General features: G+C 53.6%; 20 protein-coding genes and 3 pseudogenes. 18 read left to right on the top strand and 5 right to left on the bottom strand.

Annotation, left to right across the window (positions count from 1 at the left end; all coding sequences use genetic code 11):
• The first annotated feature begins 151 nt into the window (after nucleotides 1-151).
• The 9 genes and pseudogenes from H620_RS0104400 to H620_RS26840 all read left to right on the top strand — a co-directional run bounded on the left by H620_RS0104400 (nucleotide 152) and on the right by H620_RS26840 (nucleotide 9,251).
• Nucleotides 152-1,558 (top strand): MltF family protein, encoded by a 1,407-nt coding sequence (locus H620_RS0104400; protein WP_023379646.1) that lies wholly within the window; start codon nucleotides 152-154, stop codon nucleotides 1,556-1,558.
• A gap of 112 nt (nucleotides 1,559-1,670) precedes the next feature.
• Complete coding sequence (locus H620_RS0104405) at nucleotides 1,671-2,108, top strand: DoxX family protein (protein WP_023379647.1); 438 nt, start codon at nucleotides 1,671-1,673, stop codon at nucleotides 2,106-2,108.
• A 203-nt stretch (nucleotides 2,109-2,311) separates the two neighbouring features.
• Entirely contained in the window at nucleotides 2,312-2,620 is a 309-nt protein-coding gene (locus tag H620_RS0104410) for a hypothetical protein (protein ID WP_023379649.1), read from the top strand.
• 78 nt (nucleotides 2,621-2,698) lie between these two features.
• Nucleotides 2,699-2,839, top strand: a pseudogene (greB, locus tag H620_RS26230) (transcription elongation factor GreB); the annotation flags it as partial.
• Between the two features lie 555 nt (nucleotides 2,840-3,394).
• Nucleotides 3,395-3,736 carry a GapS6a family protein gene (gene gapS6a, locus H620_RS0104415; protein ID WP_027906798.1) on the top strand — a complete coding sequence of 114 codons (342 nt, stop codon included), beginning with the start codon at nucleotides 3,395-3,397 and terminating at the stop codon, nucleotides 3,734-3,736.
• Nucleotides 3,737-3,772: 36 nt separating this feature from the next.
• The gene (gene gapS6b / locus H620_RS0104420; RefSeq protein WP_155950759.1) at nucleotides 3,773-7,099 is read left to right on the top strand and encodes a GapS6b family protein; all 3,327 of its coding nucleotides are present in this window, start codon (nucleotides 3,773-3,775) and stop codon (nucleotides 7,097-7,099) included.
• A gap of 232 nt (nucleotides 7,100-7,331) precedes the next feature.
• The gene (locus H620_RS0104425) at nucleotides 7,332-7,523 is read left to right on the top strand and encodes an MbcA/ParS/Xre antitoxin family protein (protein WP_024086625.1); all 192 of its coding nucleotides are present in this window, start codon (nucleotides 7,332-7,334) and stop codon (nucleotides 7,521-7,523) included.
• A gap of 268 nt (nucleotides 7,524-7,791) precedes the next feature.
• Entirely contained in the window at nucleotides 7,792-8,454 is a 663-nt protein-coding gene (locus tag H620_RS25495) for a hypothetical protein (RefSeq protein WP_155950760.1), read from the top strand.
• A gap of 362 nt (nucleotides 8,455-8,816) precedes the next feature.
• A complete protein-coding gene (locus H620_RS26840; protein ID WP_155950761.1) occupies nucleotides 8,817-9,251 on the top strand; it encodes a hypothetical protein in 435 nt (144 codons plus the stop codon).
• A gap of 138 nt (nucleotides 9,252-9,389) precedes the next feature.
• Here H620_RS26840 and H620_RS0104435 read toward each other — a convergent pair whose 3' ends face one another.
• The 3 genes and pseudogenes from H620_RS0104435 to H620_RS0104445 all read right to left on the bottom strand — a co-directional run bounded on the left by H620_RS0104435 (nucleotide 9,390) and on the right by H620_RS0104445 (nucleotide 11,560).
• Complete coding sequence (locus H620_RS0104435; protein WP_027906801.1) at nucleotides 9,390-10,373, bottom strand: DUF4760 domain-containing protein; 984 nt, start codon at nucleotides 10,371-10,373, stop codon at nucleotides 9,390-9,392.
• A gap of 441 nt (nucleotides 10,374-10,814) precedes the next feature.
• A pseudogene (locus H620_RS26845) lies at nucleotides 10,815-10,970 on the bottom strand (AraC family transcriptional regulator); the annotation flags it as partial.
• A 134-nt stretch (nucleotides 10,971-11,104) separates the two neighbouring features.
• Complete coding sequence (locus H620_RS0104445) at nucleotides 11,105-11,560, bottom strand: helix-turn-helix domain-containing protein (RefSeq protein WP_027906802.1); 456 nt, start codon at nucleotides 11,558-11,560, stop codon at nucleotides 11,105-11,107.
• Nucleotides 11,561-11,789: 229 nt separating this feature from the next.
• Here H620_RS0104445 and H620_RS25500 point away from each other — a divergent pair, with 229 nt between their 5' ends.
• From H620_RS25500 to H620_RS0104465, 3 genes are all read left to right on the top strand, one after another.
• Nucleotides 11,790-12,557 (top strand): metallophosphoesterase, encoded by a 768-nt coding sequence (locus H620_RS25500; protein ID WP_049818700.1) that lies wholly within the window; start codon nucleotides 11,790-11,792, stop codon nucleotides 12,555-12,557.
• 464 nt (nucleotides 12,558-13,021) lie between these two features.
• Nucleotides 13,022-13,462: a DUF6957 family protein gene (locus H620_RS27710; protein WP_425311456.1), complete on the top strand. Its 441-nt coding sequence runs from the start codon at nucleotides 13,022-13,024 to the stop codon at nucleotides 13,460-13,462.
• A gap of 1,306 nt (nucleotides 13,463-14,768) precedes the next feature.
• Nucleotides 14,769-15,134 (top strand): histone-like nucleoid-structuring protein, MvaT/MvaU family, encoded by a 366-nt coding sequence (locus tag H620_RS0104465; RefSeq protein WP_027906804.1) that lies wholly within the window; start codon nucleotides 14,769-14,771, stop codon nucleotides 15,132-15,134.
• An 84-nt stretch (nucleotides 15,135-15,218) separates the two neighbouring features.
• Here the strand turns inward: H620_RS0104465 and H620_RS0104470 are convergent, their stop codons facing one another.
• Nucleotides 15,219-15,653: a hypothetical protein gene (locus H620_RS0104470; protein WP_155950762.1), complete on the bottom strand. Its 435-nt coding sequence runs from the start codon at nucleotides 15,651-15,653 to the stop codon at nucleotides 15,219-15,221.
• A gap of 696 nt (nucleotides 15,654-16,349) precedes the next feature.
• On the opposite strand from H620_RS0104470, the gene H620_RS0104475 reads away from it, so the two are divergent.
• The 6 genes and pseudogenes from H620_RS0104475 to H620_RS27720 all read left to right on the top strand — a co-directional run bounded on the left by H620_RS0104475 (nucleotide 16,350) and on the right by H620_RS27720 (nucleotide 21,422).
• Entirely contained in the window at nucleotides 16,350-17,132 is a 783-nt protein-coding gene (locus H620_RS0104475) for a transporter substrate-binding domain-containing protein (protein ID WP_027906806.1), read from the top strand.
• Between the two features lie 53 nt (nucleotides 17,133-17,185).
• Nucleotides 17,186-17,914, top strand: a complete 729-nt coding sequence (locus tag H620_RS0104480; protein WP_027906807.1) for an ABC transporter permease — start codon at nucleotides 17,186-17,188, stop codon at nucleotides 17,912-17,914.
• Nucleotides 17,911-18,621 (top strand): ABC transporter permease, encoded by a 711-nt coding sequence (locus H620_RS0104485; protein ID WP_027906808.1) that lies wholly within the window; start codon nucleotides 17,911-17,913, stop codon nucleotides 18,619-18,621. The genes H620_RS0104480 and H620_RS0104485 overlap by 4 nt, the downstream gene beginning before the upstream one ends.
• A gap of 62 nt (nucleotides 18,622-18,683) precedes the next feature.
• Nucleotides 18,684-19,466 carry an ABC transporter ATP-binding protein gene (locus tag H620_RS0104490; RefSeq protein ID WP_049818710.1) on the top strand — a complete coding sequence of 261 codons (783 nt, stop codon included), beginning with the start codon at nucleotides 18,684-18,686 and terminating at the stop codon, nucleotides 19,464-19,466.
• An 81-nt stretch (nucleotides 19,467-19,547) separates the two neighbouring features.
• Nucleotides 19,548-20,564, top strand: a pseudogene (locus H620_RS27715) (HAMP domain-containing protein); the annotation flags it as partial.
• 99 nt (nucleotides 20,565-20,663) lie between these two features.
• Nucleotides 20,664-21,422, top strand: a complete 759-nt coding sequence (locus tag H620_RS27720; RefSeq protein ID WP_425311457.1) for a methyl-accepting chemotaxis protein — start codon at nucleotides 20,664-20,666, stop codon at nucleotides 21,420-21,422.
• Nucleotides 21,423-21,443: 21 nt separating this feature from the next.
• Here H620_RS27720 and H620_RS0104500 read toward each other — a convergent pair whose 3' ends face one another.
• Nucleotides 21,444-22,322, bottom strand: coding sequence for a LysR family transcriptional regulator (locus H620_RS0104500; RefSeq protein ID WP_027906811.1), 879 nt, complete (start codon nucleotides 22,320-22,322; stop codon nucleotides 21,444-21,446).
• Nucleotides 22,323-22,351 lie beyond the last annotated feature (29 nt).

Consider the following 22,351-nt stretch of genomic DNA (forward strand, 5'->3'; position numbering starts at 1 on the left):
CTCGTGCCGCGGGGCGGCCAGCATAGCAAAAAGCGCGATATTCGGAAAAAAGCCAAGAACTTCAGGCTGTTGCCGTGGTCTTCTGCCGCCGTTTATTACGAGCTGCCTGTGCCACATGGATGCCGCCTCCCGACCTCGGACACGTTCTAGCATGCTGCGATACCTGCTCATCTTGCTGCTGACGCTTGGGCTGCTCACGACCGGCCAGGCCCAGCCGCGTCTGCCTGGCCCTCAGCAGAGCGTGCCGCCTGCCAATGTCCGTGATCTGGAACACGTCCGCGCCAGTAAAGTGTTGCGGGTCTTGGTCAACCAGAGTCGCAACAGCTCGGGCGAGGTCAAGGGCGAGCCGGTTGGCCTGGAGTATTATCGCCTGCGTGCGCTCGAGCATTACCTCAACGCCCGCGCGGGTGACGGCCAGCAGGTTCAGCTCAAGCTGATCCCCAGGGCCAAGGAGCAATTGCTGGGTGCACTGCAGCGTGGCGAAGGAGACCTGGCCGCGCCGGGCGAGTTGCTCGACCCCTCCATGGTGCGCGGCGTCGACACCAGCGCTCCGGTGCTGGACCTGGTGCCGCTGGTGCTGGTGGGGCGCAAGGGCGAACGCAGCTTCAGCCGGGTCGAGCAACTGTCGGGTCGCACCGTGGCATTGACCAGTGCCAGCGCCGCCGGCCCGGTGATCGAACAGCTCAACCAGCAGTTGGCGTTGCGCAAGCGGCCGCCGATCAAGGTGGAGTGGGTCGATGCGACCCTGGCGATCGAAGACGTGCTGGAGATGGTCCAGGCCGGCATCTACCACCTGACCCTGGTCGAGCGGCCCATTGCGCAGCGCTGGGCCAAGGTGATGCCGCGGCTTCGTCTCGACACCCGGGTGCAAGTGGGCAGGCCGCAGGCCATACGGTGGTATGTCCGGCGCGATGCACCGCAGCTGTTGGCCACCGTCGACCGTTTCCTGCAGGTCTACCGTGCACCGGACAACCAGGATGCGGCATTCGAACGCATCTATCGACGCCAGTACCGTGTGCACGACCCGTTGGCCAAGAAGGACCGCCAGCGGTTGGCCTCGCTGCGCCCGGTGTTGCAGAAGCACGGCCAGGCCCAGCAGATCGACTGGTTGAACCTGGCCGCGCTGGCGTTCAAGGAGTCCACTCTGAACCCAAGTGCCCGTGGCAGTGGAGGGGCCCACGGGCTGATGCAGATCACACCCTCGGCGGCGCAGCGGGTGGGGGTGAGCAATACCGCGACCGTCGATGGCAACGTCCAGGCCAGTGCCCGCTACCTGGCGATGATTCGCCGCAAGTTTTTCGCCAGTGCGCAGATCAACGAGCGTGAACGCATGGCCTTCGTACTGGCAGCCTACAACCTCGGGCCAGAGCGCGTCCAAGCCATGCGTGCCGAGGCTCGGCGCCGAGGCCTCAACGGTAACCAATGGTTCTTCCAAACCGAGCGCATCGCCATGGAGCAGGTGGGGATGGGGCCGGTCAACTTCGTCAACAGCGTCAATAAATACTTCCTGGCGTTCAATCGCGAGCGTGCGGTGTTGGAGCGAGTGGCCAAGCGTTAAAGTATCGAATATATCGATAGTGGTTAGCGTTATTTTGCGATTTTACTATCCGTTAATTTGATTAAGATGGCGCCCATCCCAACACACACCGCTTACTCAAGGAAGTCTCGAAATGAACACCACCACTCTCAACGCCCTGTTCTCCACCCGTGCCGGCGCAGGTCTTAGCGTCATTCGCATTCTGGTCGGCATCATCTTCATGGCCCACGGCGCGCAGAAACTGTTCGGCCTGTTTGGCGGCTACGGCCTGGAAGGCACTGGCCAATGGATGGAAAGCATCGGTCTGGCACCTGGCTACCTGATGGCCCTGCTCTCGGGGAGCGCAGAGTTCTTCGGCGGCCTGGCATTGGTGATCGGCTTGTTGGCCCGTCCTGCTGCACTGGCACTGACCGTGACCCTGATCGTGGCGATCTTCTCGGTGCACATCGGCAACGGCTTGTTCATGTCCAACAACGGCTACGAGTTCGCCCTGGCGCTGCTGGCCGGTACCGTGGCGGTGCTCATCGAGGGCGCGGGTCGCTTCTCGCTGGACCGTTTGATCGCCCGCTGAAATCGGTCTGCGGCAAGCTGCGATGAAGGTCTACTTGCAGCTTGCCGCTTCTCGCTCTAGGATACCGCCTGCGCCGATTTAAACAGCTACTTGCGGGGCGCGGGATAAGCCCCCTCCGGGTCATCCGAAATACCGCTAAAGCGCTGGTTCGGTGACGCCTCCCACCGCTGCCCAGCGGGATTCGCGAGGCGGAGAGATGCTCCATGAGTTGTCCACGTACCAGTGTCTGCTTGACCCCACTGCCTGCCAACCAGGCGTCCCGTACCCCGCGCATCCTGCTCGGCGGCCAGCATCAGCCCACGCTTTTGCGTCATCTCGAAGGCTTGTCGCGCCGTAAAGGCCAGGCCCGTGCGTTTCTCATCCAGTTCGCCGAATCCTGCTTCGACCTCGAACAGTACGGCAACGACCGCTTCGACCTTGCCGTGATCCAGGCACCCACAGCCCAGGATGCCGGCCAGGTCATCGGCCACCTCACCCGCATTGCGCGCCAGGGCCTGATCACCCGCCGCTGACAGCGGTTCAGGCACTGATGGATTGTTGTATGCTTGGCCCCGGACTGTTCGTTGATCAGACGTTGTCGGGGGTCAGAGTTGCCAACAAACATCATCACCCGCCATGGGTTCGAGTCCTTGAAAGGTGAACTCGACCATTTGTGGCGAGTGTATCGGCCGGAAATTACCCAGAAAGTGGCATGGGCAGCGTCGCTGGGTGACAGGAGCGAGAATGCCGATCTCGCTCAATCACCCCAGCGACACTACTATTTCTGCTGCAGCCCTTACCACGCCTGGCCCGCTTAGAGAGTAGGCCTACTATCTATGACCTACTATTTCGAGTAGGTCTAGACGCTGCAATCGCCTACCTTCAGACCGATAAGCCCTCGCAGGCGATAGGTCTTGATCCAATTTTTTTGATTATTACTGAGTGCCATTGGATTCGTAGTACCCTTGGCCAACCTGTCTTCGCCGACGTCCGGCGCACCAAGTTCGATACGATCCCAGAGCAGACCGCAGCCCGCGTACGCATGATGGGAACGTCACAAGACCTCTACAAGCCGTCCCAAATGGCTTGTCAAAATTCTGGCGACTCTACGGTTTATGTTCGCTTAATCGATCATTCCGAGCATTGACTTTCGGCCATCGGTTCGCCAGCACGGTACAATCCAAGCCACGTCAAACAGGTGTGAGAATCTCACCCAGCGCCTCAGCTAGCCCTTCACAGCAGACCCGCCGTCGGTAATTGTGCCCAGTGCGGACTGAACACTCCAGGCATTAAAAGGAAAAGCAGTTATGGATTTCATTACCAGCGCGATCATTTCCAGCGCCGCGTACGACGTCGTCAAGCATGGTTTCCTGTTCACCGCAGGCAAGATCAAGGAGCACCTTGGTCGTTGGATCACCGAGGATGCCGTAGCCGAGCAACTGGCAGAGCAACTGGCCAAGCTCGAAATCACGGACGAACACAGCCCAATCGCCATCGAACGCCGCATCGATAAGTCCCCCGAACTCTGCGCCCTAATCCGCCAGATCAACGCCCACGTGGCGACAGTTGCTCCGTCCACGATCACTACTGTCAACCAAACCCACAGTGGGAGCGGTGATAACGTAGCTGGCCACAAGATCTCGTACTGAAGAGTAGGGTGCGACGTTATGGTTCAGGGCGGCACCGTGAGCACAATCAATCAGCACCACAATGGGACGGGCGACAACGTCCAGCACAAGCTCGACATCGTCATCCAGGCGTTGGCGCCTTCCCATCTGCGCAAGGCCATCGATCTCCTTCTGGCCGATGTTCGAAAGAAGAACATCGTTTCTGCCAAGGTGCGGCTCGAAACAATGAAGGCGACCGAACACGGTAACTCGGAAGTGTCTGCGCTTCTGGATGTCATCGGGCTCTATGGAGACTTGGTCGAGCCGGAAGGTACGCAGGAAGCCCTGAACGCCGTTACACGGGTCACCGCTGCGACCCAGGACGAAATCGTCAAAGACCACTGCATCGCGGCGCTCCTGAAGTTTTCACGGAAGACAGACTCCGAAGAGTCAGCCAAGGCGCTTTATGACGAGACCGCAAACCCTGGCCCGCACGCCCGCGAAGCCTTCTACCGCTACTACGCAACAGTGGATGTCGTACTTGCGGCGAGCAAAAAACTCATCCTGAGCGAAGGCGAGCTCACTGGTATCGTTGATGGTGCCTGCCGTCTGGAAGCCCTGGATATCGCATCACCTGCAGCTATCCGTCTTCATGACCTTTACCCGTCGGACAACTCAAGGGTTCTGCTGCTGATCACGAAGGCGCTGCGCCTGAATCCCGCAGTCAAGGAATGCCCCTACTGGTTGACTGATCCACAGCTCAAACACTCGATCGACGAGTTGGTGGCGGATGTCGCGGAGCTGATCGAGCAGTCGAATGGCAATGATGCCAGGCTCTACGATATGGCTGGCCCGATCCTCGATTACTTTCAGACCTCACTGCCTACCAGGCTTTTGAATGTCTGTGCAAAGTACGTAGACCGGATGGAAGCGTCATACCCAGAGGTGGCTGCGCGCATTCGATCAACCCAGGGAGACCACTCAGGCCTTTTTGAGTCCATGCAGTCGGTGACTGCAGCCCAAGGTGGACAGGATACACGAATTGCTTGGTGCCAAGCGTTTCTGGCCAGCGACGCTGTCCAGCTCCTAGATGCCGTTTTCTTCACCCGATTCGCGAAGCCGGATGAACTCAGGCGCTGGCTTACTACTGAGGCGGCCATTACCGACGCGGGCGATATTGATACTGCGATGGTGATGCTTCTGGCTCATTCTCAGCTTGTCGTTCATACCAAGGACTTGGCTGAGCGTTATGAGTTGGAGGGAAAGGTCGATGAGTTTATCGGTCTGTTTGCTCAGCGAATCCGGAGCGAGCTGTCTGCCTGGATCGTTTTAGAAGTGGCCGAAAACCTGTATGAGGCGGAAATCCCTCAAAAGGCGCTAGCGCTGACGTCTGCGGTGCTACCAGACGGTGAGCTTTGGCCGTCGCCGTTCGTGCTGTTCCACCTGAGATGCCTGCTCGAAACTCAGCAGTATCAATCGTTCGATACCCTCATTGCTCGGATTCCCGAGGGTGAGCGATCGCTTTCATTGATGCATTTCCTTTCGTCGAAGGAAGAGGCGCTGGGAAATGTTGAGCGCGCTCTGACGCTGAGTGATCAGATGATCCAGGCAGCTCCGCACAACCTTAGCTGCTGGTTGCGCGGATGTGAGCTGCGTGAGCGCTATCACAGCTTCGATGAGCAGCGGCAATTCCATGATGGCATTCCTGATGAAATCCTGGAAGATTACTCATACGAATCCATGGTGGCGATGCGTTTCCTGACTTCTGCTGGGAATTTCAAACGTGCGGAGCCTCGCTTGGTGCGATGGTTCTTGGAAAACCCGTCTGGCAGGGCTGTCATGTTGGTGAATTTCCACTTCGGAAGTGCTTGGCGCGGGCAGGCAGGCTTCAACGTGTCGAGTGTCGTTTCGGGTTGCCTTGAGGGTGTCGAGTTCGAACAAGATGGAAAACCACAAATTCGGCTGATCGTCGAGGAGGGTGAGGCGAAGGGGCAGCATGTTCTAATCAGGGATTCTCAGCTCGCCAACCTTTTGGTTTCGCTGGAGGTCAACCAGGCGGCGCTGCTGGGCGTCGTGGAATATAAGCTTCTATCCCGCTTGCCCCCTTACGTGGCATGCATTCGGCTTGCTTCACAGCTGAGGCATTTACAAAACGATGGGAGCGACGTTTTCGCCATTCTCCATCTCCCTAAGGATCCGGCGGAGTTCGTTACGTTTCTGGAGCAAAAGCTGAGGAGTAACCGAGCTCATCGTAAGGTGGGCCTGAATGATGACATTCCGCTCTTCATTCGCTCACATGCAGAGCAGGGCGATAACCCGATAAAGGCTGCGCTGAATGCATGGTCTGACAGCACCATGCCGAAATCTTTGCTGGTAAGCGAGGGCAGTGCTGAGTCCGGCGAGATTGTGCTGGATGCCTATTCAATCGCTTACCTGACGATGACCAATGTGGTCGATAAGCTTCTGAACAAGGGCTACACATTCGTCCTTCCGGCTGAAACCAAGGTGATCTTGCAGCGGTGGGTTGATCATGTCTCGCATGAAAGCTTCATGATGATGGGCGTCAACGGTGCTGGCAGGTTGTTCACGACGACAGCATCGGATGTCCAGGCTCGTGATGGGCATACCCTGCGCGGGATGAGGCTCATCTTAGAAGAAGCAGTGGTCAAACACCCGGTTGTGCACGATACCGCATTGGAGCTTTACTCCATCAAAGACGGGATCGATGCCACCGTGTACTTAGCGATCCAGTTATCGGCAGCTAACGAGATTCCATGGTTCTGCATGGACTTCGCATTTGCTGGCCTGCATTACTCGAAAGGCTGGAAGGTAGCGAATGTGAACAGCATTCTGCTCAGTGTCACTGACACGCCAGATTTTGATTTTGAAGAGCGTCGCCATGGGTTGCTGCTCTTCGCTCTGAAAACGTTGCCGCGACCGTTGATGCTGACGGAGCTGAAGGCCTTGGCGGGAAACCCCAATCCATTGTCCAGCATGATCCTGAGCAAAGTCCTTGAGAATCACGGGCGCCAGATTTTCACGGACAGCGCCCGGTTATGGTTGCTGCTCGAACTGCTAATTTCGCACATCGTGTGTACTTACTACCGGCTCGCCATGCCTGCAACGCGTGCCCCTGCTTACACACCTTTGGGGCGTTATGAAGAGCATGTTTTCAACCATGGCCTGCGCCTGTTTGTATTCGAGCGTGGTGATCAATCTGCAGAGTTCTGGTTGGCAGTAGCACTCAGGGCTAGCCTCGACATCTTGGGGGTTGATCAGAAGCTCTCCAATTACGCGGCGGGCTTGTTTGCGGATTTTGTCAGCGGGCACTTTATGGATGTCGACGCGATCATTCAGTTCTACGGCGATCTTCCAGACGAATATCAGCTACCTCTGGGGAGGTAGCGATCCAGGTTGAGTGAAGAAACGCGAGAGCTTCATCGTCAAAGGGAGCTGTCGAAGGTCGGCCAGTACGAGGGGAGGCTTTGAACACTGGCCTGCCGCCGGGCCTGGGGCCAGTGAATATGTGAGTTCTCCCGCAGATCCGGCAATGGAAAACACTTGAGCTCAAGCGGTAGCCTACTCGCTTGAGAGATATACACTACAGGGCCTGGGATCACATTCTATGGCGGCAGAAATGAGTTTTGAGGATCTGATTCAACACCAGGCTGTGCAAGTCTTTGGCAGCAAAGCCAAGGCCGATGCGTGGTTGGCTCGTCCCCGGGTCGCGTTCGGTGGTCTAGCGGCGCTGGAGTGTGCGCGTGAGGAGACCGGGTATCTGCGAGTGAAGAGTGAGCTTGAGCGAATTGCCCACGGCCTCGCCTGCTGATCGATGCGCCTCCGTTGGCCTGGTCGACCTATGGGCTCTAGACTACAGACCACTCATCCGCGAAGCGGTGCTCGCATGCTGCAGACCTATGGATGAGACCATCTTGGGAGAGTCATGAAAGGTCAAAATTCTATGATTAGTAAATCGAGGTCTCCATCCCTATGCGATCTGCCATTGAAGATAACTTGCTCAGAGAAGCGCCATGAGCGCTAGGCATGCGGAATGGGCCCGATTTTGTCTGCGCCATCGACAAATGGAGGAAGTAGTCTTGGAGTTTGATGGTGCTCAGGTTGAGCTTCCGCAGATTGATGAGCTGACGGAAGTTCGCATCGCGGCTAAGTTCTCACGCGGCAAGCAGATGAGCTGTACGCTTTTCTTTGCGCCGCTGGATGAGATTGAACCCTGCTTTGATACTGCATATTACCGTCGTGCTTATGAGGGTTTCAGGGAAGGGCATTGCCTGTTAATCCCTCTATCGGAAGATGTGGTATGGACACCTAATATGTGGCCAGCGACGATCTCAGAGCTGAATTCTTTTGTTTCTGACTGTGCCCACTCTCCACGATATTTCGAGGCGTGGGTCATGGCGAGGAGCAGCGAATCAAACAAGTTATCGATGGTCATCATAACTCAAGGAAACATATGCCACGGATATTTGCTTGGATCTCCAAAAAATGCGGGGTTCGGTGGGGTTCGTGTTGTTCCAGTATTCTTTGAGCAAGTTGGCGAATTGACGTGCCAATCCCCCGTGCGAGTTGGAATAGAACTCGAAGCTAGATATCTAGATGCTCTACTTAGACATGCTCGCCAGTTTCAGTCGTTATCTAGCGACGCTTACGAGGATCGTCTTTTGCAAGAGGCGCTGCATGAGTTTGCTAATGCCTTGGAGAATTCTGAAACCTTTTGCGTATCCAAAAGCCCCTCCAACTGAAAGGAGAGGAGCAACCCGCACCTAACGTGGCGAGCTGAACGAAGAGAAAACGGCGGCGAGCTTTATGAGTAATTAATGAAATTTTCGGTGGCGGGTATTCCCTCTGGGTTCGGTGAAGTTTGTTCAAATTAGCACAACGTTCTTGCCTGATCCTGTCGCTCGAAAGAGGTTGTGATAGATCGCTCACCGCTTCCCATATATCATCTCTTCTCGTAATCCACTAGGATCATAGCCCTCCCCAGACCGGCCTAGAGGTTTATGTGTTTCCCACCAAGAAAGTCGCTCGATTGGGACGCGTACGCTGGGGGTGGCCAGGTTTCTCTCCCTACAAGGACGCTCGGGTCTACGGATTCGACTTCTTGATGCGTGCTAGCAGCGATCGTATTTATGCATGCCTGGCGGCTGCATCTGCCTATACCCCAGAGACGGTTTGCTGCATCTGGGATGCTGCTCGCGATTTCTATAGCGATTCAAACTTAGAGGCAGCACTTCGATCGATACTGGCTTCCAATAATTTCTGCTTCCTGGAGATGCGCCACGACCTGCGTCATTCGGACGGTGATGATGAAGAAGGTATACGGGAGAACTGTCCTGAAGAAGGGCACGCTGCCATGGAAATTCTCTCCCGGATTCTGCGGGGAATTCTTCGTCGCCGGCTCATGGATCCTGATTATGGATGGCCACTCGCTGAGGGTATGGGGTGGGCTGAACTGACTGAAGCGCTGAAGCTTAGGCTTTTTGAGGACGGGTGCGAGGTAATCCAGGAGCACGTTCTTGGTCTTGAGCTTGGATTATGAACTGTAGATGGCACGCGCCAGAGCTCTTCGTCGGTTCCATGAAATCGAGATCGAAGAGCAGGGTCGGGAGGCGTAAAAGGAATATCGTTGAACGGGAAGGGGAGCTTTACCCAACCCGTTCGACCTAGGGCTGGCAACTCAAGCCGGGAATTTCCGTCGCTCCAGCTTATCCATGAATTTCTGCAGCTTCTCAGGATTCGGCCTGACCTTGGTGTGCTCTTTGATTGCTGCCAAGGACTCTTGAATGATGTAGGAGGTTTCTTCCCACTCCTTGGAAGTCACGCCGGTGATTTTGCGTCGCAGCGTCCACTTGACCGCGAGCCACTCGAAGTTGACCCAGGCACGCGGCAGTTCACGTTGACGGGACTTCATCAAGCCGTAAGTGAGCTCGTAGAAGTCAATGAACTGGCTGCCGTAGACGTTGTAGATGAAATCTTCGTCATAGATACCATAGCGTATGGCGTTGGCACAGCCTTCAAAGGCGTTCAAGATTCTGAAGGCAGCCTTTGATACTTCGATGAAAGTTGGCTCAGCAGTTGGGGCTTTCTCGGTGGCTTTCCCCGAGGCAGCAGAGGATCCAGCACGCATTTCCGGTGCCGTAGCACAGAAGACAAAGCTATGGGAATTTTGTTCGTTTGTGCTTGAGCCGAACATCATGAAGGCGAAGTTTGCCGACGCACTGGACTCCGCTGTTGAATCACTTTCGGCTTCAGCGGCTTTAGCTTCTTCCCGCTCTTTTTTGACGGCTGCTTCCAAGCCTTGCATATAGTCGTAGGCTTTCCTGCGATCGATCGTCGAATCATGCGCGGCTAGTTTCTTACGAACAATGGCGATAATGCTGAAGGCGTCATTAAGATCACTTCTGATCTTGTCGAAGTCGAGCGCATTCTTTTCGCTTGCTGTTTTACGGGTAAAGCCAATTGTCAGGCCAACTAAGCCAATACTTGCATAGGCAAGGAGTGGCATCAAAAAGATGGACGGGTTAATAGTGGCGAGGGAGCATTTATCACAATTGAGCTGAGCGCAGAAAAACGCAATCAATACGCCGCAGAGCATAATGCCGACCACGATATAAATGATCGGGAGCAGATATTTGTATTTGTTGACCAGATTGAAAATCATTAATTCTGTCCATAAAAAAAGCGCCACCCTGTGGGTTGGCGCTTAGTTGCCTCTTGCAAGGTCTAGATCACATGAATCCTAAATCGATCTCTTTGGCAATCAATTCAAGTTTTGGCTTCATAATGTATTCCTCACGTAATAAAGGGGCAGCTAAGCACTTTTCTCGTGGCTTCCTGCACCCCGATTCTCACACCCTTTGGTATTGAAATGCAATCAAAACCTATGTTGGGATCTGAGCCGGAGGCCTAATTTGCCATCGAATCAGTGTCTTAGCGCAGGACGATTGCATGCTGCTTCACTCGTCCATCACAACGCGCTGACACCACAAGGATAGCATTTTGCCACCCTGCTAGCCAGTGCAGTCTCCCTCCACCAGGCCAACCGCCTCACCTTAGCCGTAACAGCGCTCATCCACCCGGCTGCACACCAGCGCCCAAGAGGTCAGCCATGGAGCCCTGCCATCTCAGCCTGCCGGCGCAGGTCTGCAATGTCACGTTTGGGTGGCGTACCGAACTGGCGGGCGTACTCACGGTTGAACTGGGACGGACTTTCGTACCCCACACGATAGGCCGAGACGGCGGCGTCCATGTGTTCGTTGTGCGGCGATCATTTTCGCCTAAATGAGTGTCCGGGGTTAGTAGACCACTACAGACGTTCTGTACGGTGTGTTAAGCCTGAGTCGGCTGCACACTGACATGGCCTGCTTATCTTTCAACCGGCTAGAGCCGGTGTCATGACGTTTTGTGCAGATGCCTGCTCACCGTTGCGCCTGATACGCCAAGTTGCCGGGCGATCTCCGCCTGTGACAGATCTTGGGCCTTCAGTTCCAGGATGCGCTTTCTCAGCGTTGCGGCTTGGGCTGAAATCGGATGAACCTGACTGGCCGGATTCAACGGAATGTCGGCATCGAGCAGGCCCGCTTTCTCCAGGTCGATCTTGATGCTTTTCAGGATTTGGCGGGGTGAAGTGCCGCGTTCGGCGGCATACACCACGGTGAGCAGCGTCATTGGGTCGAGCTCAAGCGCCTTCGCCAAATCTTCACTGACTTTCAAGGTGACGTTTCGCTGGGCCGCTTCGAGTCGGCTGACGTGAGACTGATCTCGCTGGCCGCCAAGGTCAGCTTGGGACAGATCACGGTGAGCCCTGAGAAATCTCAATGCAGCTGCAAAGGCGGTGCGTAGAGCCATGGGGAGCGAGTTCCGCAAACGGAACGATATGTCGAATTTGCGTCGATACACGCAAATGCTTATAGTCATGCATGTGTAACGGATGGGTTCATCGCCCTGTGAGCCGCTGCGAATGGGCTATTTCAATATACCGTTAAATCGCATGGCGCCGCCGCAGGTGGCCTCAGTGGGGGCTGTCTGCGTGCGGTTGGCGCAGTAGCGCTGATTCAATGTGGAGTCTAAGCGATCAATGAGAGTCCTGGTTTATTCTGACTTGCACCTTGAGTTCAAAGCGTTCCAGCCGCCGAGCGTTGATGTGGATCTGGTGGTTTTGGCCGGCGACATCAACCTGCTCGGCAGGGGGGTGACATGGGCCAATGAGCTGTTCACATCCCCGGTGCTCTACGTGTGCGGGAACCATGAATTCTATCGTGGGCACATCGATCGGACGCTTAGCAAGATGAAACAGGAGGCGGCTGCGCATGTGCACGTCCTGGAAAACCAGTCCCTGATCATCGGCGACACGCGCTTTTTGGTGGGCACGGCGTGGACAGACTTCACGTCAACTGGTGATTACCGCGTTGCAATGCAGTTGTGCGGGGAGTGGATGAATGACTTCAGGAGTATCCGAATCGGTGAGGACTACAGAAAGCTACGTCCTGCCGACCTCATCGCTCGAAACATCGCCACTCGCGAATTCCTGATCTCTGAACTCTCGAAGGATTTTGAAGGCCGCACGGTGGTGGTTACTCATCATTGTCCGATTCCCGAAGTGGCAGGAGAGAGTCATGAAGGTCACCTTACGGCTGCTTACGTAAACCAATGGCATGACCTGGTTGCGCAGGCAGATGTATGGATCTTTGGCCATACCCACCATCAGGTTGATGTGGAGGTGAGTGGCTGCCGGATCATCTCTAATCCCAGAGGTTACCCAGGCGAGCCGACCGGCTTTGTGCCTGACTTTGTCCTGGATATTGGAAGCGAGGGTGGTGCCAGGATGAACAGCGATGTTGGTTGATGGATGGCGGCGCTTGTACAGCTGGACGCGTAGCCGATTATCGAGGTGGCTCGGCGGTGAACCACTGAGCCTTGAGGAGCAGCAAGTTTCTGAGTCGCTCAAAGCTCTTCGGACATTGCGCTACGAAAGCGGACGTGTGTCTGTCGATCCCGAGGAAGTACTCGATCGACCTGGTTGCCTCTCGGCAAGTGCAGTAGCTGCTGACCTCGTGAACGGTGTTCGCGCAGACCAGCGTGTGATCGACAAAGCGGCACTGGATGAACTGGTTGACTTGATGGTTAGGCACTTGCTCAGGTCTTTGCAGCGGGCAAGACATTTGAGGAAGCAGAGGCTGTGTTGGATGAGGTGATGCGGCAAAGCATTCGAAAGGTCAATGGCGCCCAGGATGCTGAGCGCGGAAGCTGAGGTAGTGAGTAGTGAATGGGTTGTTGGAAGATGTGTTCTACGGGCCTGCGCGCGTATTGATGGGATCTCGCCTTGCTGATGAGCAATTGTTATCAGCGGCTGGGGAGGAGTTCGAAGGTCGGGAGTATTGTGTGGTGCGGGATTGGATGATCCTGGATGTCATGGTGAGCGAGCGAGACGAGAAGCTTATCCACGCGAGAGATTTACAGCCGGTCACACTGTTCGCTGGGCGAGTACTTTTTGACAGTCGGGGCATACGACAGAGTGCAGCCATGCTCTCCGGCTTCATGAGGCATACTGAGTATTGCTTCTTTGAGGCGGAAGAGATGGTGTACGTGTTGGGTGGGCGCGGTGCCCGCAAGCATGTATCAATGCCGGCTCTGAGGGCGTTGTCTAAGATGTGTGGTGAGCTTCGTCGGAGCCCGGATCGGCACGGCTGCTGGCCCACGATAGAAGTAGGCGCTCTGAGTGATAGAGCAGGGCGATGGTCAGAGGGCTGATCCGAGGGCCGATCTGAGGGCTTGTGCCGATCAGTCACAAGCTGAAGCTTAGGGGGTACAGATGTACTCCTTGAGTGCTCATTCATCTGGCCTATGCAATTGCGCCCTACTGTGGATTTCGGCAGGCCCAGAACAGCGCACCCGGGTCACCGCCGATTGCATAGGCTCAGAGGCCTTGGCGGGGCTTATCACGGCCTTGAAGATCACGCCCGGCGACAGGTCAGTTACTAGGGGTACGGTTGGCGTATCGAACTTCGCGCATGGCTGTTCGAGTATTTGAGCTAAGGTTTTGAAGTGCGTAAGGGGCGGGCTAACAGATCCTCAGTGAGGGGTTGCTTGCTCACGATATCGGCGGGTCAAAACCATCTCCGACAATCCCTCATTAGCTCGGTAGAGACCGCTAGATGTTGTACGACACTGACCGGAGATTTTTGATCTGCCGGACTAGACTCCTGCTGTTGCGCTTCGCGCCTTGTATTTGATCCCAAAGTGAAAAGCAGCCGGCCTAAAGGCCGAACCAGACGACCTGCCCAAGCCCCCGGTGGGGGCTAGACCGTGTGGGCAGTCCGACTCGGGATACTTTCTGAATCACCAAGTGCTGAAAAGCTGGAAAAGCGAGCGGCGAATAGCTAGGTAAAAATCGAGATATGGATGCCACGCAGATCCCCGCCTTTTTTTGGCTCTCAAATATAAGAACTCCGTCTCGAAAAAAAATTTTATAGGGCAAAATTTGAAATTTTGTTCGAATGTGTGATGGACGTCACAAATATTGAGCTTTTTCTGAGGGGAGGAGAGCCAAAAATGACTTTCAGCAGGGCGCTACGTCGCTTCAAGCGATTAGAAGATTACCTATGCACGGTGGCAAGGTTTAGCCATCCTTAGGCTGATGATATTGCGCGAGTGCAATGATGCCTTGCTTGGGTCATGACGTAAGCAAGGTTGTGCCTTGAGGTAAGCGGGGGCTACTAATCAAGATTTGTGGGCGGGCCATTGAGGTTCATAGCTTAATTCTGATGGTTTTTGGGAGCAGGTGGTCGGTGCAGCCTAAAAGACCTGAAGTGATTCGATGATCGCGTCACTTCGCGGCCTGAGTAGGAGAGACGCTAGAGGGGGGAGGCTTCAAACTAAGCTGAGTGCAAAGGGACTGCGGCAGTAGCAGAAGCGGTCTCCTGTCCTAAGGGAATCATGACTGTAGAATTAGAGCATAGTGGGTTGAACAAATTTTATGCAGTGACGTCAATTTTTAAGACATGCAAGTCACGATGGTTTAGGATATTTACCTGACTTTAACCTTTGAGGATCTACCATGTCGCGTTTAGCAGAATTTCGTCAGTTAGAGCAAAAATTGGCCGCGCAATTGGCTGAGCTTGAGGCGTTGAAAGGCAGTTCAGAGCTGCAGAAAGAAATTGAATTCGAATCAAAGCTTCGTGATTTGCTGGCGAAGTATGGGTACAGCCTGCGGGATATTATCAACATCCTGGATCCGCAAGCTAGCCGTCGCACAGCACCTTTGGTTGCTGAAAAGGCTCCTCGCCGTGAGCGGCAGGTCAAGCAATACAAGAACCCGCATAATGGCGAAATTATCGAAACGAAGGGCGGCAACCATAAGCTGCTGAAGGAATGGAAAGCTGAATACGGCGCGGATGAAGTAGAGAGCTGGCTGAGCAAGTAATCTGGCTGCGCGGGGCAAGGCCTCCTGCTAGGAGGCCTCATCCTAGGCTCTTTAGTTGAGCAGCAGAGTGCGGGCCTATCAGGCTCAGGTGTAACGGTTAACTGCTCGAAGATCTCTCAGCACTTCGTCAGCCCAAGCAAGTACTACACATACCATGAGTGTGATGCCGGCGTAGCGGAGCACTGCAACAACACCTTCTGAACTCATTTCCTCTAGGTCGTGATAACACCATGCCAACAGGAATCCCATCATCGCCCCCAACGCTGCGCGAAATGCCATCAGCAGGCTCCCGCCGATGCTGATAAGAAACCTGTGTAGCTCACGTGTTTTGCCCATGAGCAAAAACGAGCGAAATTTTGTTCTCCACGAGAAGAAGCTCACAACAGCAAATGCGATGAGCAGACAGAGGTAATACTCCATAAGCTGGGGGGCAGTCAGCAACGCTTTTACCAAGCTACTCACCTGGTCTTTGGATGTACAGGTGATCACCGGCAGTGAACCTACTACGAACGCATACACGACCTCTCTCCCAGCTCGTCGCCATAGCCCAAATTTTTCCTGGCTTCGCATGAGCAATTGTATAGATCCCTGTTGAATATAACGAGATTCAGGACGCCGGGCCTGGGAGGCATGAGCGTCTTACCCAGTTTCTAACGTTTCCTGAAGGTGAGCTGAGATCTTACCGGGAAACGGTAAAAGCTCAGGTTTGATTCCTTGTTTTTCGAAGAGGCCAGCGCCATTCCTTCTCAATATCGGCGCCGGACGAATTGCTTTCAGTTGATTGATTGTATCCTGTGAGGCGCCTCGTGATTGCTCGGGCCTTTGGAGGGGTCAGCACCATCGAGAAATCAGTAGGTTTGTTGCAATGGCTGGCCTCCAGCTTCACTATGGTGTGCCTAACGCCCAGTTGAGATTGATTACTTCGCATCCTATCAGTGAAGGTTGGTAGACCTCAGTGGTGCCGACCTTTTAACGGTTCGAGCAAATTGCTCGCAAAAGAGAGCATTTTGCTCGCAATAAAAAGCCAGTTGGCAGGTTCCCAGCTCTAAGTGTTGGCGTAGCATCGTTTTTGAGAATTTGGAATTCTCGATTCGAACGGTGCGCGAGGTAGCTTATCTGCTTCGCGGGGACGGAGCCCGAACGCGCCATTGGCCTGAGCCTCAGGCAAAAAATCATCAAAAGCCCTGAATAAATTACAAAAGCTAGGGAGCAAATATGATTTCACTTCGTACGTTGTCAGTCCTTGCAATTCTTCCTTTGTTCACTGGTGTTGTCTCTGCTAAAGAATATACAGAGATCCGATTTGGTGTGGATGCTAACTACGCCCCTTTTGAATCCAAGTCTCCTGACGGTAGTTTAGTGGGCTTTGATATCGATTTAGGGAACGCAATCTGTGCTGAGCTCAAAGCTGAATGTAAATGGGTCGAAAGCGATTTTGATGGGCTGATTCCAGGGCTTCGAGCCAATAAATTTGACGGTGTTCTGTCTTCCATGACTGTTACACCAGCGCGTGAAAAAGCAGTGGACTTCACCAATGAGCTTTTCTCAGGCCCGACATCCTATGTTTACAAGAAAGGCTCTGGCCTCAATGCTGACGTGAGCTCTTTGAAGGGCAAGCGGGTTGGCTATTTCCAAGGAAGCATTCAGGAAGGCTACGCTAAAGCAGTTCTGAAAAAGGCAGGAGTTAAGGTTCAGTCATATCAGAATCAGAATCAGGTTTACTACGATCTGGTGTCTGGCCGTCTTGACGCATCCATCCAAGATACCCTTCAAGCCAAGGCAGGCTTCTTGAGTTCGCCTCAGGGTGCTGATTATGAGATGAGCGAGCAGGTCGAGAGCGAATTGTTACCATCCAAAACAGCTATTGCTGTTGTAAAAGGCAACGAAGATCTCAAAGAACAATTGAACAAGGCCATTAAGGCAATCCATGAGAATGGGACGTATGCCAAGCTTCAATCGAAATACTTTGGTGATTTGAATCTTTATAGTGGTAAGTGATTGTATGCGCCTATCTGGCATAGGCGCTTCATCTCATCAAGAGTCATTCGATCATGATTGATAATTTTTTTGAAGCTGTTGGTCTGCCAGGGCTCAGCATGCAGGGTTTTGGGCCGCTGCTGCTGAAGGGGACTTGGATGACCATCAAGCTGTCCTTGCTGTCCCTTGTAGTAAGCGTGATTTTGGGACTGATTGGTGCAAGTGCCAAGCTTTCCTCGCTCTCTATAATCCGGCTCCCTGCTCAGCTGTACACCACCCTGATTCGTGGGGTGCCGGATCTCGTTCTAATGCTCTTGATCTTCTATAGCCTCCAGACTTGGTTAACTGACCTCACTCAATATCTCGGTTGGGGTTATGTTGAAATTGACCCGTTTGCGGCGGGTGTGATAACTCTTGGGTTTATTTATGGTGCCTACTTCACTGAGACATTCCGTGGGGCAATGCTATCTGTTCCCAAAGGCCAGCGAGAGGCAGCAGTAGCTTATGGACTGAACCGCCCTCAGCGTTTTTTTCTAATTACCTTTCCACAAATGATGCGCTTTGCACTTCCTGGTATTGGTAATAACTGGTTGGTTTTGCTTAAGGCTACCGCTTTGGTGTCGATCATTGGATTGGCAGACCTTGTGAAAGCCGCCCAGGATGCGGGGAAAAGTACTTTCCAGTTGTTTTACTTTCTTGTGCTTGCGGCTCTTGTTTACTTGTTTATTACAACGCTATCGAACTACGTATTGCGCAGGCTTGCACGTAAATATTCCGCTGGCTCTCGCGAGGCTTTGCAATGATTGACTTACTGCAGGAATATTGGAAGGCTTTCCTGTACACGGATGGAACAGAGATTACTGGTCTGGCTATGACGCTATGGTTGCTGACGGCATCCATTGTTCTTGGCTTTATAGGGGCCATTCCTCTGGCAATTGCCAGGGTTTCAGAGCGAGCCTATATCCGCTGGCCCGTGCAGTTTTATACTTATTTATTTAGAGGGACGCCGCTTTATATCCAGCTACTGATCTGCTATACCGGTATTTACAGCATTGCTGCTGTGCGATCCCAGCCCGTGTTAGATGCGTTTTTTAGGGACGCGATGAACTGCACAATCTTGGCCTTCGCACTCAATACGTGTGCCTACACGACTGAAATTTTTGCAGGCGCAATAAGAAACATTCCCTACGGCGAGCTCGAAGCGGCTAAAGCTTATGGACTGAATGGTTGGAGGCTGAATGCGTTCGTGGTAGTGCCGTCCGCATTGAGGCGAGCGCTTCCGTACTACAGCAATGAAGTGATACTGATGCTGCACTCTACTTCGGTAGCCTTCACCGCCACAATCCCTGACATTTTGAAAATTGCCCGTGATGCCAACTCAGAAACGTTCCTGACGTTTCAGTCCTTTGGGATCGGAGCGCTGATTTACCTAGCTCTTTCATTTGCGTTAGTAGGGTTGTTCCGTTTGGCTGAGCGACGCTGGCTGTCGTTTTTAGGCCCTGTACATTGACTTTAGGATTGCCGCCGATGACCAGTTTAATAACACCAAATAGCATTGAGCAGAGCCAACCCATGGGCAACAGTTTTGAGTCAGGGTACAAGCTGACGGTTGAAAACCTGCACAAGAGCTACGGCGATCACCAGGTTCTCAAGGGTGTGTCGCTGAAGGCCAATAAAGGCGATGTCATTAGCCTCATTGGAGCCAGTGGATCTGGGAAAAGTACATTTCTGCGCTGTATCAATTTCCTGGAAACTCCTACAGACGGTGCCATGACGCTCGACGGAAAGGAAATTCCGATGGTCAAGGATAAGCATGGACTCCGTGTAGCCCACGCTGCAGACCTCCAACGTCTACGCACCCGTTTGGCGATGGTTTTCCAGCATTTCAATTTGTGGAGCCACTTGAGTGTTCTGGACAACATCACTCTGGCGCCTCAGCGCGTCTTAGGTGTTAAGAAAGCTGATGCCGAGCAGGCCGCCCGCCAGTACCTGGATAAGGTGGGCCTACCCTCTAGGGTTGCAACACAGTACCCGGGCTTTTTGTCTGGAGGTCAGCAGCAGCGCGTGGCTATTGCTCGGGCTCTAGCCATGGAGCCTGAGATCTTGCTTTTTGATGAACCAACATCGGCATTGGATCCTGAGCTGGTTGGTGAGGTGTTGAAAGTTCTCCAGGCACTGGCAGAGGAGGGGCGAACCATGTTGATGGTTACCCACGAAATGGCGTTTGCAAAGCAAGTCTCCAGCCAGATTCTGTTTTTGCATCAAGGTCTGGTGGAAGAACAGGGTGGTTCAGACATCCTGACCAATCCTCGTAGTGAGCGGTTACAGCAATTCTTGTCGAACGGTCTCAAATAAGAGGCAATATTTGTCACGCGGGCCAATCGGAAGTTCGATTGGCCTTTTTTTTCGGCGATAGGGTGGTCGTCAATGAAGTTAATGTTTTCACATAAAGTCATAATTTCTGCTGCGCTGGTGGTGGCTGTGGCCTTCACCAGTTTCGCAGCTTACAATGACACGCTGCAGCGGCATGCTCTGTATCGTGGTGTTGAAGCTAAACTTTCAGGTCTAAGTATTTCTACAGCAAGCGGTATTTCGCAATGGATGTCCGGTAGGTTGCTGTTGCTTGATAGCTTGAAGGAGTTACTCGCGACATCTGCAGGCCCAGAAAGTCTAGTGGCCGTTCTTGATCAGTCTATTTTAAAATCTGTATTCGCGTTTACCTACTTCGGCAACGTCGACGGAGCGTTTTTCATTCGTCCCCAGGATGAGATGCCTGCTGATTACGATCCGCGTATGCGTCCCTGGTACAGGATAGCAGTGTCGGAAAACAGGACTGTGTTAACAGAGCCCTACCGCGATGACACCAACGGAAAACTGATGCTTACCGTTGCGGCTCCAGTCAAGAATGGCGACCGCCTGCGAGGGGTGGTGGCGGGTGACCTGCCACTTGACACTGTTGAAAGGATTATAAATTCGGTTGAGCTCAAAGGCATGGGGTACGCGTTCTTGGTCGACTCGGACGGAAAAATCCTTGTTCATCCTGATCGCGACCTTCTGATGAAAGACTTTACTTCAGTCTACGCAGGGGGTAAGGGTGGGTTCAGCAACGAGCTCATTGAGGTGCAACGGGCAGGCAAGGATGAGCTGGTGATGTTTGCCGCCATTGAGGGACTACCCGCAGTCAAGTGGTACGTCGGCCTGGCACTCGACAAAGACAAGGCTTTTCAGGAACTAAATGGCTTTCGTTTTGCAGCGGTCATGGCGACATCAATCACTGTAGCAGCGACGATATTGCTTCTGGGCATCATGATTTACTTACTCATGCACCCTCTGCGACGTATGCGTGATGCGATGAAGGATGTCGCTAAAGGAGAGGGGGACTTAACAAAGCGTCTTGAGGTTAGAACCCAAGATGAATTTGGTGTGTTGGCTCAAGACTTCAACGTGTTTGTAGAACGGATTCATAATTCAATCCGCGATGTTTCATCAGCTACTGAGTCGGTATTTGCAGAAGTAAAGCGGGTAACGACGTCATCTGCAGGCTCCCTGTCTATGTCAGGCGAGCAAGCTCAGCGAACGGATAGCGTGGCAGCAGCGATTCATGAGTTAGGGGCAGCTGCTCAAGAGATTGCTCGCAATGCCGGAGATGCCTCAGTACAAGCCGCTAAAGCCCGTGGGCAGTCCCATGAAGGAGGGCAAGTGGTTGCTGGCACGATCTCCAAGATGAACGACCTTTCCGAGAATCTTCGGCTTGCTTCGGGCAGCATTGAGTCACTGAACGATAAGACGGTCAGTATCGGGCGCATCCTGGAGGTCATCCGGGGGATTTCTGAGCAAACTAACTTGCTTGCACTCAATGCAGCAATCGAGGCTGCCCGTGCGGGAGAGGCTGGGCGAGGGTTTGCGGTAGTTGCAGATGAGGTTCGCAGCCTGGCCTATCGGACGCAGGCTTCGACCCAAGAAATCCATGGGATGATCGATGAGCTTCAAGCCGGTGCCTTGGAGGCGGTCAACCGGATGGAGGTGAGTGAGCATCTCAGTGCACAGGGGATGGCGGTGGCTAATGAAGCAGGTGCTTGCCTGCATGTCATCAATCACCACGTTGGCGATATTGATGGCATGAACCAAGCAGTGGCTACCGCCACGGAGGAGCAGTCTTGCGTCATTGAATCTCTCAATGTCGACATAGCTCAGATCAATAGCCTGCATGCTGAAAGCGTCAAAAATCTTCAATCAACCCTAAGCGCCTGTGAGAACTTGCAGTCTCAGGTTGAGCGTCTCAGAGGCTTGGTTGGGTCATTCCGGACATGATTCCAGCATTCTGCTTCCTCGCTAAAAGCTGAGTTGTCGTAGTTCATCGCTCACGAACGAAATGAACTCGCGGACTCTTGCCGTATACCGAAGATCACGATGCGTCAGGATCCACAGGCCAGTCGTGAATTGCTCCAGAGCGTCTGACTCAAGCCTCGCAAGCCCTGGCGTGTTGTCCCCAAGATAGCGGGGTAGAGGAACAATTCCCATCCCTGCTATTGCTGCCTGGCGCAGTGAGATCAATGAGTCTGCCTTGAAGATAATAGAGCTGGCAGGGATGGTTGATTGAATCCATTTTGTTACGGCCATTTGGCTGAAGGTTAGGTCGGGTGCAATCCACTTGCTAAAGGACAACGGGTTGCTCTCCCCAATCAGATTGGCAATTTCGTTGGATGCATACAGCGCGAAGCGGACGTCCGCAAGGTGTCTACCAATCAGGGACTCTGTAGGGTTATCTCCCGTCCTGATGGCGACATCAGCCAGGCGCTGAGCAAGGTCAGTGACAAAAGGCCCGGTTGATAACTCAACGACAATTTTCTCGTGCCGCTTGCTGAATTTCTCAAGAATCTGTGGAAGGATCGACCCCATGATCGTATCGCAGGTGGTGATTCGAAGAACTCCCTCCAGCTTAAGGTCTTTTCCTTCGAGTCTTAGTGATAAATCGTGTACTGCTCCTCTCATGGTTTCAGCAGTGCGCAGCAGTTCCTCTCCAGCATCAGTCAGCGTATAGCCAGTCGCGAGTCGATTGAAAATTCGTAACCCGTGAGCTTGTTCAAAGGTATTCACACGCCGCAGCACGGTGGTGTGATTGACGTTGAGGTGCCTGGCTGCTGCTGCAAACGACGCATGCTCAGCTACAGCAAGGATTAGCCGCAGATCATCCCAGTCCCAGTTGTGCATTCTTGCAGTCCCGTTTAGTGAAAAAGCAG

It is taken from the genome of Pseudomonas taiwanensis DSM 21245 (genome assembly GCF_000425785.1).
GTDB lineage: Bacteria > Pseudomonadota > Gammaproteobacteria > Pseudomonadales > Pseudomonadaceae > Aquipseudomonas > Aquipseudomonas taiwanensis.

What these genes read in the sequence shown, in the direction of transcription:
- H620_RS0104400 (WP_023379646.1), top strand. Translation starts at nt 152, where the DNA reads ATGCTGCGATACCTGCTCATCTTGCTGCTGACGCTTGGGCTGCTCACG.
- H620_RS0104405 (WP_023379647.1), top strand. Translation starts at nt 1,671, where the DNA reads ATGAACACCACCACTCTCAACGCCCTGTTCTCCACCCGTGCCGGCGCA.
- H620_RS0104410 (WP_023379649.1), top strand. Translation starts at nt 2,312, where the DNA reads ATGAGTTGTCCACGTACCAGTGTCTGCTTGACCCCACTGCCTGCCAAC.
- gapS6a (WP_027906798.1), top strand. Translation starts at nt 3,395, where the DNA reads ATGGATTTCATTACCAGCGCGATCATTTCCAGCGCCGCGTACGACGTC.
- H620_RS0104425 (WP_024086625.1), top strand. Translation starts at nt 7,332, where the DNA reads ATGAGTTTTGAGGATCTGATTCAACACCAGGCTGTGCAAGTCTTTGGC.
- H620_RS26840 (WP_155950761.1), top strand. Translation starts at nt 8,817, where the DNA reads ATGCGTGCTAGCAGCGATCGTATTTATGCATGCCTGGCGGCTGCATCT.
- H620_RS0104435 (WP_027906801.1), bottom strand. Translation starts at nt 10,373, where the DNA reads ATGATTTTCAATCTGGTCAACAAATACAAATATCTGCTCCCGATCATT.
- H620_RS0104445 (WP_027906802.1), bottom strand. Translation starts at nt 11,560, where the DNA reads ATGGCTCTACGCACCGCCTTTGCAGCTGCATTGAGATTTCTCAGGGCT.
- H620_RS25500 (WP_049818700.1), top strand. Translation starts at nt 11,790, where the DNA reads ATGAGAGTCCTGGTTTATTCTGACTTGCACCTTGAGTTCAAAGCGTTC.
- H620_RS27710 (WP_425311456.1), top strand. Translation starts at nt 13,022, where the DNA reads ATGGGATCTCGCCTTGCTGATGAGCAATTGTTATCAGCGGCTGGGGAG.
- H620_RS0104465 (WP_027906804.1), top strand. Translation starts at nt 14,769, where the DNA reads ATGTCGCGTTTAGCAGAATTTCGTCAGTTAGAGCAAAAATTGGCCGCG.
- H620_RS0104475 (WP_027906806.1), top strand. Translation starts at nt 16,350, where the DNA reads ATGATTTCACTTCGTACGTTGTCAGTCCTTGCAATTCTTCCTTTGTTC.
- H620_RS0104480 (WP_027906807.1), top strand. Translation starts at nt 17,186, where the DNA reads ATGATTGATAATTTTTTTGAAGCTGTTGGTCTGCCAGGGCTCAGCATG.
- H620_RS0104485 (WP_027906808.1), top strand. Translation starts at nt 17,911, where the DNA reads ATGATTGACTTACTGCAGGAATATTGGAAGGCTTTCCTGTACACGGAT.
- H620_RS0104490 (WP_049818710.1), top strand. Translation starts at nt 18,684, where the DNA reads ATGGGCAACAGTTTTGAGTCAGGGTACAAGCTGACGGTTGAAAACCTG.
- H620_RS27720 (WP_425311457.1), top strand. Translation starts at nt 20,664, where the DNA reads ATGTCAGGCGAGCAAGCTCAGCGAACGGATAGCGTGGCAGCAGCGATT.
- H620_RS0104500 (WP_027906811.1), bottom strand. Translation starts at nt 22,322, where the DNA reads ATGCACAACTGGGACTGGGATGATCTGCGGCTAATCCTTGCTGTAGCT.